The sequence below is a fragment of the Cytobacillus sp. Bac17 genome (assembly GCF_024519925.1).
Lineage (GTDB): Bacteria > Bacillota > Bacilli > Bacillales > Cytobacillaceae > Cytobacillus > Cytobacillus pseudoceanisediminis.
Genome location: NZ_JALJRC010000012.1, coordinates 1 through 14,014, shown reverse-complemented (window position 1 = coordinate 14,014; position 14,014 = coordinate 1). Strand labels below are relative to the sequence as shown.

Genomic DNA, 14,014 nt, shown 5'->3' with positions numbered 1-14,014 from the left:
GAAATGATGGCTAAATTAGATGAAACGTTAACCATGCTTAAAGACTTAACGGATGCGAAAGGAATTCCGGGAAATGAGCGCGAACCGCGCGAGGTTATGAAAAAATACATAGCAGCATATGCTGATGAAGTGACAACAGATGGACTGGGAAGCCTGATTGCTAAAAAAACCGGCAAAGAAGGCGGCCCTAAGATCATGGTGGCTGGCCACTTAGATGAAGTTGGATTTATGGTAACAAACATTGATGATAAAGGTTTCATCCGCTTCCAGACAGTTGGGGGCTGGTGGTCACAGGTTATGCTTGCACAGCGTGTGACGATTGTAACGTCCAAGGGAGATATCACCGGGGTAATTGGTTCTAAGCCTCCGCATATCTTGTCCCCGGATGCGCGCAAAAAGCCTGTTGAAATTAAAGACATGTTCATTGATATTGGTGCTTCAAGCCGTGAAGAAGCGAAAGAATGGGGAGTAAAACCTGGTGACATGGTGGTTCCATATTTTGAGTTTACGGTTATGAATAATGAAAAGATGCTATTGGCAAAGGCTTGGGATAACCGCATCGGCTGTGCAATTGCCATTGATGTGCTTAAGCAATTGAAAGATGCTGATCATCCAAATGAAGTATATGGTGTAGGAACGGTTCAGGAAGAGGTTGGACTTCGCGGAGCCCGCACTTCGGCTCAAAAAATCGAGCCGGATATCGCATTTGGTGTAGATGTGGGAATCGCAGGTGATACGCCAGGGATTTCTGAAAAAGAAGCCATGAGCAAAATGGGCAAAGGGCCGCAAATCATCCTTTATGATGCATCAATGGTCTCGCACAAAGGTCTTCGTGATCTAGTAACAGACACTGCGGATGAATTGAATATCCCATATCAATTTGATGCCATCGCTGGCGGCGGAACAGATTCAGGAGCCATTCATGTTACTCATAATGGAGTTCCATCACTTTCCATCACCATTGCAACTCGCTATATCCATTCCCATGCAGCAATGCTTCACCGCGATGACTATGAAAATGCCGTTAAGCTTATTGCTGAAGTGATTAAGAAGCTTGACCAGGAAACAGTGGATAGGATTACTTTTGAATAAGAAAAGCTGAAGGCCCGCTGCTTTGACCCGAGAGCTGATGGCGCTGGACAGTTGCCTAAGTTTTACCCTTTGTTATTTAGCAGAATTAAAAAAACTCCGGAGCTATACCGGAGTTTTTTCATTTTATTTAAGGCCGCTCTCCAATGTTTGAAGCATTTCCAGCTTGTCTTCCTCTGAAGAATTTTTCCAAATTACTTCAAACAAAACACCTAATCCAGGCAGCATTTTCTCTTCCCCATTTTGAATGGCATCTACGATCGTATCTTTAAGTTCGTCTTGAGAGTTGCCTGAAACATTGTGTAAAATGGCATTGCGCAGGTTTAAATTCACCTTGATGCACTCCTTCCAGATTTAATTCGTTATTATCTTCTCTAATTTCGCTTTTATTATGTATTTCAAATAGGCTATAATGAAAAAACTGTATAAAGAAATTCCGGTTGTGCGGGATTTTCTATAAAAGGAGAGACCGTGTTGAAGCATATACAATCTGCAAAAAATCCAAAAATTAAAGAATGGAAGAAACTTTTGACCAAAAAAGAGCGGGACAAAACAGAAACCTTTTTGGTTGAAGGCTTTCATTTAGTGGAAGAAGCACTGAAAGCCAATCAAATAGCTGAAATAATCATTAGTGAAAATAAAGACATGCCTCCCGGATGGGATTATGGCGACATCCCTGTAACAATGGTTACAGAAGAAATCATCGGGCAGCTGGCGGATACGGAAACGCCGCAGGGAATCTTTGCTGTCTGCAGTCAGGAACCATCTTCCGAGGAAGTAAAAGGAAAACGGTTTTTATTAATTGATGCCGTCCAGGATCCCGGCAATCTGGGTACGATGATCAGGACGGCAGATGCTGCTGGTATCGATGCCGTTATTGTGGGTGAAGGAAGCGTTGACGCATATAACCCAAAGGTGCTCCGCTCTGCACAGGGCAGTCACTTCCATTTGCCGGTTTTAAGAGGGAATCTGTCTGACTGGATTGGCAGACTGAAAGAAAGTAAAGTTCCTGTATATGGAACTGCTTTGGAAAATGCCCGGGAATACACAAAGTATGAGTCCTCTGATTCCTTCGCGCTGCTCGTTGGAAATGAAGGAAATGGGGTGAATAAAGAGCTTCTGGCTAATACAGCAGCAAACCTTTATATACCGATATTCGGGAAAAGCGAATCACTTAATGTGGCGGTGGCTGCCGGAATTCTTCTTTATCACTTAAGAAAATAGAAAATGGGCGGCCATTTTTTGAAAACCGTTTGAAACAGCCTCAAGAATGTAATATAATTAACAGCAAAATTATAATAACAAAACGATGACGGAGACCAATACCTTGCAGTCAGCCTTTTCAGGGAGAAAATGCCTAAGACTGAAAGCATTTTTACAGGAAATGCAAGGGAACATTCACCTCCTGAGTTGGCATCGGGACCATTGAAAAGTAAGCGAGAAAGAATAGATAACTGTCTAGCTCCGGCTCCTAGGGGCTAGAGGTCATAAGCCAATCTGTCATGAAGGTAAAGTTCAACCTTCATGCCATCTTGTCTTATGCTTGTCGCCTCCGCTTTTCGATGTAAAGATGTACCGGCATAAGCCGTTATCCCAATGAAGTGAACACGTGCATGAAGTACATATATGTGTTAAAAAGGGTGGTACCGCGAAACCTCGTCCCTTTATGGGGATAGAGGTTTTTTATTTTGGCCAAAAAAGTAAAAGTATTAATTTCAAGGAGGATATTTAGATGCAAGAACGTTTAAAGGAACTGCAAACTGAAGCGTTGGAAAAAATCAGCACTGCTGCTGATTTAAAAGAATTAAATGACATCCGTGTTTCTTACCTGGGCAAAAAGGGTCCAATAACTGAAGTTCTAAAAGGAATGGGGAAACTGTCTGCGGAAGAGCGCCCTAAAATGGGGGCACTTGCTAACGAAGTAAGAGACAGTATTGCTGCAGGAATTGAAGAAAAGCAGAAGCATCTTGAGGAAGCGGCAGTACAGGAAAAGCTGTCTGCTGAAAAGATAGATGTTACTCTTCCTGGACGTCCTGTCAAATCAGGAAACCATCATCCGCTGACACGCATTATTGAAGAAATTGAAGATTTGTTTATTGGAATGGGCTATACAGTAGCTGAAGGCCCTGAAGTTGAAAAAGATTATTATAATTTTGAAGCCTTGAACCTCCCTAAAGGCCACCCTGCCCGCGATATGCAGGATTCCTTCTATATTACAGAAGAGATTCTTCTTCGTACCCATACTTCGCCGGTACAGGCAAGAACAATGGAGAAGCATGAAGGCAAAGGGCCGGTTAAAATCATCTGTCCGGGAAAAGTGTATCGCCGTGACAATGATGATGCTACACACTCCCACCAGTTCATGCAAATAGAAGGACTTGTTGTAGATGAAAACATCCGAATGACCGATTTGAAAGGAACACTGGAAGTGTTTGCGAAGAAAATGTTCGGAGATGACAGGGAAATCCGTCTTCGCCCAAGTTTCTTCCCATTTACAGAACCATCTGTGGAAATGGATATTTCCTGTAAAATCTGCGGCGGAAAAGGCTGCAGCGTATGTAAAGGCACTGGCTGGATTGAAATTCTTGGCGCCGGAATGGTTCATCCCAATGTTCTTGAGATGGCAGGCTTCGACTCTAAGAAATACACAGGCTTTGCATTCGGAATGGGACCTGAGCGAATTGCCATGCTGAAGTATGGTGTGGATGATATTCGCCACTTCTATACAAATGATGTTCGTTTCTTAAAGCAATTTTCAATTCATGAGTAATTAGAAAAGCGGAGGCGACTGTTCAACCCCGACATGCATAAGGCAAGCTGCCATGAAGGTTGTTCTTTAACCTTCATGGCAGAATGACTTATAACCTCGAGGGGGCAGAAGCAGGAGCTGGACAATAAAAGAGGAGGATCATAAATGTTCGTTTCATATAAATGGCTGCAGGAATATGTTGATTTATCAGGCGTTACACCTGCAGAGCTTGCAGAAAAGATTACAAAAAGCGGTATCGAAGTTGAAGGTGTAGAAGTTTTGAATGAAGGCATCAAAGGTGTTGTAGTAGGGCATGTCCTTGAAAGAGAACAGCACCCAAATGCTGATAAGCTGAATAAATGCTTAGTTGATACAGGAGCTGGTGAGCCTGTACAAATCATATGCGGTGCCCCAAATGTGGATAAAGGGCAGAAAGTGGCTGTGGCTACCGTTGGAGCTGTGCTTCCAGGCAATTTCAAAATTAAGCGCGCGAAGCTGCGAGGCGAAGAATCAAATGGAATGATCTGTTCACTTCAAGAGCTGGGCATTGAAAGCAAGCTGATTGCAAAGGAATATGCTGAAGGCATTTATGTTTTCCCTAATGATACAGAAGTTGGCCAGGATGCTCTTGAGCAGCTTAATCGTGACGACCAGATTCTTGAGCTTGGGCTGACTCCGAACCGTTCTGACTGCTTAAGCATGCTGGGTGTTGCTTATGAAGTAGCTGCTATTTTAGGAAGAGGAGTAAAGCTTCCTGAGCCGCAGGCTGAGACTTCATCTGAAAAGGCTTCTGATTATATTGAAGTTCAGGTGGAAGCAAAAGAAGATAATCCTCTTTACGTTGCGAAGGTTGTAAAAAATGCAAAAATAGGTCCATCTCCTGTATGGATGCAGGCTCGTTTAATGGCGGCGGGCATTCGCCCTCACAATAACGTGGTGGACATCACAAACTACATTCTGCTTGAATACGGCCAGCCGCTTCATGCTTTTGATTATGACCGGCTGGGATCAAAGCAAATCCTTGTCCGCAAAGCAAGAGATGGTGAAGTGATTGTTACTCTTGATGATGCCAAGCGTGAGTTAACCTCAGATCACCTTTTAATAACAAATGGGTCTGAACCCATTGCACTTGCCGGCGTCATGGGCGGGGCAAATTCTGAAGTACAGTCGGACACTAAAAATGTACTTATCGAATCAGCTTATTTTAAAGGGGCAACGGTTAGAAAAGCTTCAAAAGATCATGGCTTAAGAAGCGAAGCAAGTGCCCGTTTTGAAAAAGGTGTGGATCCAAACAGAGTTAGAGCTGCTGCAGAAAGAGCTGTTCAATTGCTTGCACAATATGCGGGCGGGGAAGTGCTTGAAGGTTCCGTGGAAGCAGATGCACTGCAAGTGGAACCCGCTGTGGTGTCTGTAACGCTTGAAAAAATCAATCATGTGCTTGGCACGGAACTATCCATGAAAGAAGTAGAGGATATATTTGCCCGTCTTCAATTTGAAACAAATACTGATAACGATACGATTACTGTTACAGTTCCAACACGCAGAGGCGACATTACGATTGAAGAAGACCTTATTGAAGAAGTTGGCCGCTTATTTGGCTACGACAATCTGGCATCCACTTTGCCTGTTGGGTCCTCTACACCAGGGCATCTATCTGAATACCAGAACAAACGCAGAATGGTCCGCCGTTACCTTGAAGGTGCAGGACTTTACCAGGCAGTAACCTATTCATTAACAAATGAAGCAAAAGCGTCTCAATATGCACTGGAAGAGCGCAAACCTGTGCAGCTGGCAATGCCTATGAGTGAAGATCGCAGCCTGCTCCGATTAAGTATTGTTCCGCAGCTTCTAGAAGTATTAAAATATAACTCTGCACGCCAGAACGACAGCCTGGCTGTTTATGAAACAGGAGCGGTCTTCCTCTCCAATGGAGAAGAGGATCTGCCTGAAGAGCGTGAGCACCTTGCTGGAGCGGTTACTGGCTTATGGCACAGCCACCCATGGCAGGGAGAAAAGAAGCCGGTTGATTTTTACGCTGTAAAAGGAGTTCTTGAGGGCTTATTTGATAAGCTGGGACTATCCGATAAGGCTGAATTCCGTCAGGCACAAAAGGATGGGATGCACCCTGGAAGAACAGCAGAAGTATTGCTTTCCGGGAAATCAGTGGGATTTGTCGGCCAAATCCATCCTACTGTGGAAAAAGAGCTTGATTTGAAAGAAACATATGCGTTTGAGCTTTCCTTAAAAGCGATCCTGGATGAAGAAGTTTCACCTTTGCAGTATGAAGCTATCCCGCGTTTCCCTTCCATCACAAGGGATATTGCCCTTGTGGCAGATAAGGGAACAGCAGCGGGCGAGCTTGAAGGAATCATTAAAGAAGCCGGCGGCAAGCTATTAAAAGACGTTCATGTTTTTGACCTGTACGAAGGCGAACGGATGGAGCCAGGCAAAAAATCAATTGCTTTCTCCCTTAAATACTTCGACCCTGAACGTACACTAACGGATGAAGATGTAACAAAAGCGCATGATAAAGTATTGGATGCTGTGAAGGAAAAAGCCGGAGCAGTATTGAGAGGATAAAATAATGAGGAAGGCAGCCCGAAGGCTGCCTTTTCTTTATTTGGCCGTTAAAACAGCTCATTTGGCCGATAAACCTCTGCTTTTGGCCGATAAATATATATTCCAAAGAGTTATGGTCCTCTTAAACAGGAAAAAAGCAGCCAATCTCCTTAAATTGGCTGCTTCATTATCAATTATACTTCCTGCTGTAAAGCTTCATCGCTTTTTCAGTATTCGCAAAGTGCAGTTTTACAAAAGAAGGCAATGCCTCACGCCCTTTATCTCTGATCAGCCGGGCTGCTGCTTCATCAACCTTCGGACCGGCGCCTTTAGTGAGCCGGAAACCGGCCTTTGTGCTAAGATTTTCAAAGTGGCGCACAAACGCATAGCGGGCCAGGATGGATGCTGCTGCAACTGCGAGGTGGATTCCTTCCGCTTTTGTGCTGAAAAAGACTCGTTCCCTTTGAATGGTCTGCTGGTTTTTCAAATAGTTGAAGTAAACCTCTTCCTTTGCAAACTGGTCAATCAAAATGGCTTCAGGCTTTTCAGGAGCAATTTTCCCTAAAACATGCCCGATTGCCTGATTGTGCAGCAATGCTTTGATTTTCCCCTGTGACATCCCTGATTGCTGAAGCTTATTGTATTTTTCATTATGCAGGGTTAACAGGCTGTAGGGAACGATATCTTTTATCTGTTTTGCGATTTCAATGATTTTTTCATCTCCCAGATTCTTGGAGTCCTTTACTCCAAGCTCCTTCAGCAATGGGATTTGATCTTTTTTTACGTAAGCTGCAACAACCGTGATGGGGCCAAAATAATCACCGGTACCCACTTCGTCTGATCCTATGACAGAAAGGGAACTGATATTTTCCGGCAAGTTGGCCGCTGCAGGGCTGGTTTTTTTGCTCGGCTGTGCACTGCGTGCGGTATCTCCCCATTTTTTTGCCTCTGTTTCACTTCCGCTGCCCTGAAAGAGTACTTTCCCCGATTTATAGGCAGTGATCGAACACCCTGGCACCTTTGCAGCAAATACGCTTCCGGGAGGCAGCTTGTCATTTAGCCTGCCTGAATAATAGGCCTTCATTTCTGAGATTTCATTTGCTTTTTTTAAAAGTACTACCTGGCTCATATTAATTCTCCTCATCTTTGTTAACTGTTTGAATCTGCTGCCTCTATTTGGAAAAAGATTTACATGAACTGAGCTCTTTTGACATGCTTTGACTTCCCACCAATATACGTTCATGTTATGATATTGATTAGGATTCTTTAAAAAAGGAGGGCATGGGCGTTGTCAGAGATACAAAGAAATCGCACAAGTGTAGATATTTATGGACAGCAATATGTAATAGTAGGCTCAGAGAGCTCCAGCCATGTTCGCCTTGTCGCTTCGCTGGTTGACGATAAAATGCGTGAGATCAGTTCGAAGAATCCTTCACTCGACATTAGTAAGTTAGCCGTGCTAACCGCAGTCAATGCTGTTAATGATTATATAAAGCTAACAGACCGTCTGGAACGGCTGGAAAACGAATTAAATAGAGTAAAGGACGGAAAGTAGTCATGCTGGATCTTGCAATTATCATTATTTTGGTTTTTGGCTTTTTTATAGGCTTGAAAAGAGGATTTATCCTTCAATTAATTCATTTGACTGGATTCATTATTGCTTTCATTGTAGCCCGTATGTATTACGGCGAGCTAGCACCTAAGCTGACTTTATGGGTGCCATATCCCAGCTTTAGCAGTGACTCGGCGATTCAGACGTTATTTGAGAATGCAGATCTTGAAGATGCTTACTATCGCGCCATTGCATTTGTCGTGATTTTTTTTGCGGTAAGAATATTACTGCAGATTATTGGAAGCATGCTTGATTTTGTTGCCCATCTTCCTATTCTAAAACAGCTGAATGTTTGGGCTGGCGGCATTCTCGGATTTATCGAAGTCTATCTTATCATGTTTATTCTATTATACATAGCCGCACTGATTCCAATAGAAGTGCTGCAGGGGCCGATCAATAATTCCTTTATGGCAGAATTAATGGTTAAGAATACGCCTGTTCTCTCTAACCAGCTCAAAGAAATGTGGGTTGAATATATGGCTGCGTAACTTCTCTTTTTCTAGAGAAGTTTTCTTTTTGAAAGGCTGTTAATATAAGTTTTGTGGATTTAAATCTACAATCTAGCTAAATCCCCTGAGTTGGTTGGAGCGGAGGACGCTTGATCCTCGAAAATGCGTTCGCATTTTCTTCGTGCGGTGTTGCTCAGGGAGGTTATTCAATGTCCTGCGGGAGGAGAGGGAGCGGGAGACCCCACAGGCGAAGCCGAGGAGGCTCCCGTGCCTCCCCGCGGAAAGCAAGTGTCCGCAGTGGAAACCAACGGGCAATATTAAAAGGTAATACCTCACTTATTAAGTAAGAGGCTTTAGAGGATAGCCATGATTTGAAGTTCAAACACAAAATAAGAGATAATACGAATACGAATACAGTTACAGGCAGGTGGTTTTCGTGAGTATAAATAAAAAAGATGTTGTGAGGCTTTTAGAAACAATTGCTGTTTATATGGAATTAAAAGGAGAAAATCCTTTCAAAACAGCTGCGTTCCGAAAAGCGGCACTGGCACTTGAATCAAATGATGAAAGCTTGACTGAAATAAAAGACTTTACAAAGCTATCCGGCATCGGGAAAGGAACCGCTGCTGTTATTGAGGAGTACATAAAAGAAGGAAAGTCTTCTGTTCTGGATGAATTAAAAGAAGAAGTGCCTTCAGGATTAATTCCTCTTCTTCAGCTCCCTGGACTGGGCGGCAAGAAAATTGCCAAGCTATATAAAGAGCTGGGCGTCGAAAATGCCGCAGATCTTGAGGATGCCTGCCGCAATAAGAAGGTCCGCGGACTTGCAGGCTTTGGGGAAAAATCGGAAGAAAAGATACTCGCTGCCCTTGAAAATGCAGGAACCAGACCGGAACGGCTGCCGCTTGCATATATGCTGCCAGTAGCGGTAGGCATAGAAGCCGCCCTGGAGGAAATGAAGGATATCGAAAAATACTCAAGGGCAGGAAGCTTAAGGAGAATGAGGGAAACAATCAAAGACCTCGACTTTATTATAGCTACAGACAATCCTGCTTCAGTCAAAGAGCAGTTATTAAGTTTATCCGGGATTAAAGAAGTGATTGCCGCAGGAGATACAAAGGTTTCCGTTGTTTTTGAACATTCCTATGATATATCGGCTGATTTCCGTATAGTTCTGCCGCATGAATTTGCCACTACACTCCATCATTTTACTGGATCGAAGGATCATAATGTCAGAATGCGCCAGCTTGCAAAAGAGCGCGGGGAAAAAATCAGTGAATACGGAGTTGAAAACAATGAAACAGGTGAAATCCTTACCTTTAAAGATGAAGAGGAATTTTACGCCCATTTCGGACTTCCATTCTTTCCTCCTGAAATCAGAGAAGATGGGAAAGAAGTGGATGAATATACGCAAGACATGGAATTAATATCTCTTGAAGATATTAAGGGTGACCTTCATATGCACTCAACCTGGAGTGATGGCGCCTATTCCATTGAGGAAATGATTGAAGCATGCCGGGCCCGCGGCTATAAGTATATGGCAATAACAGACCATTCTCAGTACTTGAAAGTGGCGAACGGTTTGACTGCTGAAAGACTTCGCAGTCAAAAAGAAGAAATAAAGCGGCTTAATGAGCAATTCGATGATTTCACGATTCTGTCAGGAGTGGAAATGGATATTCTGCCCGATGGATCGCTTGATTATGATGATGAACTTCTAGAGGAATTGGACATTGTCATTGCTTCCATTCATTCTTCTTTCTCACAGCCGAAGGAGAAAATCATGGCTCGCTTGAAAACGGCGCTGCAGAATGCCCATGTCGACATTATTGCCCACCCTACGGGAAGATTGATCGGCCGCAGGGAAGGCTATGAAGTAGACATGGAAATGCTCATCGAGCTTGCAAAAGAAACAAATACAGCCCTTGAGCTGAATGCAAATCCGAACAGGCTGGACCTTGCTTCCGAGCATATCAGACAAGCTCAGGAAGCTGGTGTGAAAATAGTGATTAATACTGATGCACATAAAATAGACACTTTAAATCACATGGAAATCGGAGTTTCTGCGGCAAAGAAGGGATGGATCAAGAAGGAATCCGTTTTAAATGCCATGGAAACAGAAGATTTGCTCAAATTTCTGAAAGAACGCCAGTAGGAAATTGGGCATGAAAGGGGAAAATCCTCATGCAAGAAAGAGTATTGAAGATACTTGAGTTCAATAAAGTGAAGGAACAGCTGCTTGAGCACGTTTCTTCATCCTTGGGAAGAAAAAAGGCCATAAATATTCGTCCTTCCACTGACTATGAAGAAGTTATCCGCAGGCAGGAAGAGACAGATGAAGCCGTGACAGTACTTAGAATTAAGGGAAATGTACCGCTTGGAGGCATTTTTGATATTCGTCCTCATGTGAAGAGAGCGGTCATTGGAGGGATGCTTAGTCCCCAGGAACTTAACCAGATATCCAGCACGATTCATGCAAGCAGGCAGATGAAGAGGTTCATCGAGGAATTTGCCGAGGAAGAAAGCAGCCTGCCGATCCTGCTGGGATATACAGATAATATTATTGTACTGGCTGACCTGGAAACGTCTATCCGCAATGCGGTTGACGACAATGGAGAAGTGCTTGACAGTGCAAGCGAGACTCTCCGTTCTCTTCGAAATCAGCTGCGCACGAAAGAATCACGTGTAAGAGAGCGTCTGGAGAGCATGATTCGCTCCACCAGTGCCCAAAAGATGCTTTCTGATGCGATTATTACAATCCGCAATGACCGTTTTGTCATACCTGTAAAGCAGGAGTACCGGGGACATTACGGCGGTATTATCCATGACCAAAGCTCCTCTGGCCAGACATTATTTATTGAGCCCGCGTCCATTGTCCAGCTGAACAATGAATTGCAGGGCATCAGGGTAAAAGAACAGCAGGAGATTGAACGGATTCTCATCGCACTGTCAGTACAGGCCGCTGAAAACAGCAGTGAACTGGAAACCATTGTAGAGGTGCTTGGGGAAATCGATTTTATGTTTGCTAAAGCCAGGTACAGTAAACGCATAAAGGCCTCCAAGCCGAAAATTAATAATGAAGGGATAATTTCATTATTCAAAGCCCGTCATCCGCTTATTCCTATTGATGAGGTAGTGGCAAATGATATTAAGCTCGGAGCTGAATATTCGACCATTGTCATTACGGGACCAAATACCGGCGGTAAAACAGTTACATTAAAAACAGTGGGGCTTTGTACATTGATGGCTCAGGCCGGTCTGCAGATCCCAGCGCTTGATGGTTCTGAAACGGCTGTTTTCGGAAATGTTTATGCTGATATCGGGGATGAACAGTCAATTGAACAAAGCTTGAGTACTTTCTCTTCGCATATGGTTAATATCGTGGATATTCTTGACCAGGTTGACTTCAATAGTCTGGTATTATTCGATGAGCTTGGTGCAGGTACAGATCCGCAGGAAGGTGCTGCCCTGGCGATTTCTATTCTTGAAGAAGTATACAAGCGGGGGGCAAGAGTTATCGCCACAACTCATTATCCTGAACTGAAAGCCTATGGCTATAACAGAGAAGGAGTTATCAACGCCAGTGTTGAATTTGATATTGAAACGCTTAGTCCAACCTATAAGCTGCTGATTGGGGTTCCGGGCCGAAGCAATGCTTTTGAAATATCAAAACGGCTTGGGCTCAAGGATCAAGTGATTGAGACCGCAAGATCCTATATAGGAGCAGATACAAATCAGGTTGAAAATATGATTGCATCCCTTGAAGAAAGCCGCAGACAAGCAGAGGCTGACATGGAAGAAGCCAATGACTTTTTGAAAAGTGCAGAAAAACTTCATAAAGATCTGCAAAAGCAAATGGCTGAATTTTATGAGGAAAAAGATGCAATGCATGAGAAAGCAGCAGAAAGAGCCGAGGATATCGTTGAGAAAGCCAAGGCAGAAGCAGAAGAAATTATCCGCGACTTAAGAAAAATGCGCATGGAGAAACATGCTGAAGTGAAGGAACATGAGCTGATAGAAGCAAAGAAACGCCTGTCCGAAGCTGCACCGCAGATGAGCTCAGCAAAGAATAAATTAAAGCCAAAGAATAATAAACATGTGTTTGAAGCAGGCGATGAGGTAAAAGTTCTGAGTTTTGGACAAAAAGGGCATTTGCTTGAAAAGGTGTCTGACAATGAATGGCAGGTTCAAATCGGCATCTTAAAAATGAAAGTAGCCGAAAGGGATTTAGAATATGTCAAGAGTCCAAAACCTGTTGAAACAAAACCAGTAGCAACAGTAAAAGGCAAAGATTTTCATGTGAGCCTTGAACTTGATTTACGGGGCGAACGATATGAAAACGCACTTTTAAGAGTGGAGAAATATATAGATGATGCCCTTTTAGCTGGATATCCCCGTGTCTCCATCATTCATGGTAAAGGGACTGGTGCTTTGAGGCAGGGTGTTCAGGAATATCTGAAAAATCACAGGTCAGTTAAAAAAATTCGATTTGGTGAAGCAGGAGAAGGCGGCACAGGGGTTACAGTCGTTGAATTTAAATAAGCTTTGCCACCCGCTCTCCTTTTGTTTTTTATTAGGGGGGAGGGTACTTAAATTCCAGCGGGGAGAATGGAAATGAAAGAATTTTGGGAAAATGAATTTATTCAGACAGCTGCTTATTATAGTGTAGTCATTTTATGTATGATTGTTTTTTTAGCTGTTTTTGAATTAGTTACCAAGTATCGCAATTGGGAAGAAATCAAAAATGGAAATGTCGCTGTAGCGATGGCGACCGGCGGGAAAATTTTTGGGATTGCCAATATCTTCAGACATTCCATCATGCATAATGATACCTTGCTGACAATGATTACGTGGGGAATTTTTGGATTTTTTCTTTTGTTGATCGGCTATTTCATTTTTGAATTTTTAACACCTAAGTTTAGAATTGACGAAGAAATTGAAAATAATAACAAAGCAGTCGGTTTTATTTCCATGGTGCTGTCAATCGGATTGTCTTATGTCATTGGTGCAGGTTTATCATAAGGAGAGAATTAACATTGGAAAAGTTAGCAAAGGTTCTGCTGGTTCTTAGCGGAGTGTTTCTTCTTATAGGGGCCATTTATATATTTTTCATAACATAATATTTTTGTGAAATAAGGATATGGGAAAATCGCCATTATATATGGCGATTTTTTTTATGTCCATTAAAAAGAATATCCCCGATAGGCTGGACAGCCCTCTGAAAAAAATATCTTCCTGATTGTAAGGTCGTATTCTAATTGTCATAGAACCAGCATTATATTATAATAAGGTCGAACAGTTAGAATGTTCTAAAAGTTCAGAAGGTGTCCATCGTTTTTCTAAAAGTTTAGCAAGTGAAACTTTGAACTTCAATAACTGTCTAGCGCAAGTAGCCTACCCCCTCGAGGTCACAAGCTTGTCTTGTTTCGGCTTCTAGGGACTCGAGACATAAGCCAATCCCTTCCAGAAGGAAAGAACACCTTCTTGCAGGGCTCGTCTTATGCTTGTCGTCCCTGAGCAGTCGCCTCCACATTTCGGTTTGTCTAGTTGCGGCTC

General features: G+C 43.1%; 11 protein-coding genes. 9 read left to right on the top strand and 2 right to left on the bottom strand.

All coding sequences use genetic code 11. The annotated features are described in order from the left end of the window. The first annotated feature begins 6 nt into the window (after positions 1–6). On the top strand, positions 7–1,092 hold the full coding sequence (locus tag NR125_RS15130) for a M42 family metallopeptidase (RefSeq protein WP_019383092.1): 1,086 nt from the start codon (positions 7–9) through the stop codon (positions 1,090–1,092). Between the two features lie 123 nt (positions 1,093–1,215). Here NR125_RS15130 and sspI read toward each other — a convergent pair whose 3' ends face one another. Next, a complete protein-coding gene (gene sspI, locus NR125_RS15125) occupies positions 1,216–1,422 on the bottom strand; it encodes a small acid-soluble spore protein SspI (protein ID WP_009333207.1) in 207 nt (68 codons plus the stop codon). Positions 1,423–1,563: 141 nt separating this feature from the next. On the opposite strand from sspI, the gene NR125_RS15120 reads away from it, so the two are divergent. The 3 genes from NR125_RS15120 to pheT all read left to right on the top strand — a co-directional run bounded on the left by NR125_RS15120 (position 1,564) and on the right by pheT (position 6,418). Beyond that, a complete protein-coding gene (locus NR125_RS15120; RefSeq protein WP_019383093.1) occupies positions 1,564–2,313 on the top strand; it encodes a TrmH family RNA methyltransferase in 750 nt (249 codons plus the stop codon). 508 nt (positions 2,314–2,821) lie between these two features. Beyond that, positions 2,822–3,859 (top strand): phenylalanine--tRNA ligase subunit alpha, encoded by a 1,038-nt coding sequence (gene pheS / locus NR125_RS15115; RefSeq protein ID WP_009333205.1) that lies wholly within the window; start codon positions 2,822–2,824, stop codon positions 3,857–3,859. 144 nt (positions 3,860–4,003) lie between these two features. Then, complete coding sequence (gene pheT / locus NR125_RS15110) at positions 4,004–6,418, top strand: phenylalanine--tRNA ligase subunit beta (RefSeq protein ID WP_019383095.1); 2,415 nt, start codon at positions 4,004–4,006, stop codon at positions 6,416–6,418. A gap of 169 nt (positions 6,419–6,587) precedes the next feature. Here the strand turns inward: pheT and rnhC are convergent, their stop codons facing one another. Beyond that, positions 6,588–7,526 (bottom strand): ribonuclease HIII, encoded by a 939-nt coding sequence (gene rnhC / locus NR125_RS15105; RefSeq protein WP_009333203.1) that lies wholly within the window; start codon positions 7,524–7,526, stop codon positions 6,588–6,590. Positions 7,527–7,685: 159 nt separating this feature from the next. Here rnhC and zapA point away from each other — a divergent pair, with 159 nt between their 5' ends. From zapA to NR125_RS15080, 5 genes are all read left to right on the top strand, one after another. Beyond that, the gene (gene zapA / locus NR125_RS15100) at positions 7,686–7,952 is read left to right on the top strand and encodes a cell division protein ZapA (RefSeq protein ID WP_009333202.1); all 267 of its coding nucleotides are present in this window, start codon (positions 7,686–7,688) and stop codon (positions 7,950–7,952) included. Positions 7,953–7,954: 2 nt separating this feature from the next. Further along, positions 7,955–8,497, top strand: a complete 543-nt coding sequence (locus NR125_RS15095; protein WP_009333201.1) for a CvpA family protein — start codon at positions 7,955–7,957, stop codon at positions 8,495–8,497. Positions 8,498–8,894: 397 nt separating this feature from the next. Further along, positions 8,895–10,613, top strand: coding sequence for a DNA polymerase/3'-5' exonuclease PolX (polX, locus tag NR125_RS15090; protein ID WP_071156176.1), 1,719 nt, complete (start codon positions 8,895–8,897; stop codon positions 10,611–10,613). 29 nt (positions 10,614–10,642) lie between these two features. Then, positions 10,643–13,000, top strand: coding sequence for an endonuclease MutS2 (locus NR125_RS15085; RefSeq protein ID WP_256815616.1), 2,358 nt, complete (start codon positions 10,643–10,645; stop codon positions 12,998–13,000). Between the two features lie 72 nt (positions 13,001–13,072). Next, positions 13,073–13,480: a DUF350 domain-containing protein gene (locus tag NR125_RS15080; RefSeq protein ID WP_009333198.1), complete on the top strand. Its 408-nt coding sequence runs from the start codon at positions 13,073–13,075 to the stop codon at positions 13,478–13,480. Positions 13,481–14,014 lie beyond the last annotated feature (534 nt).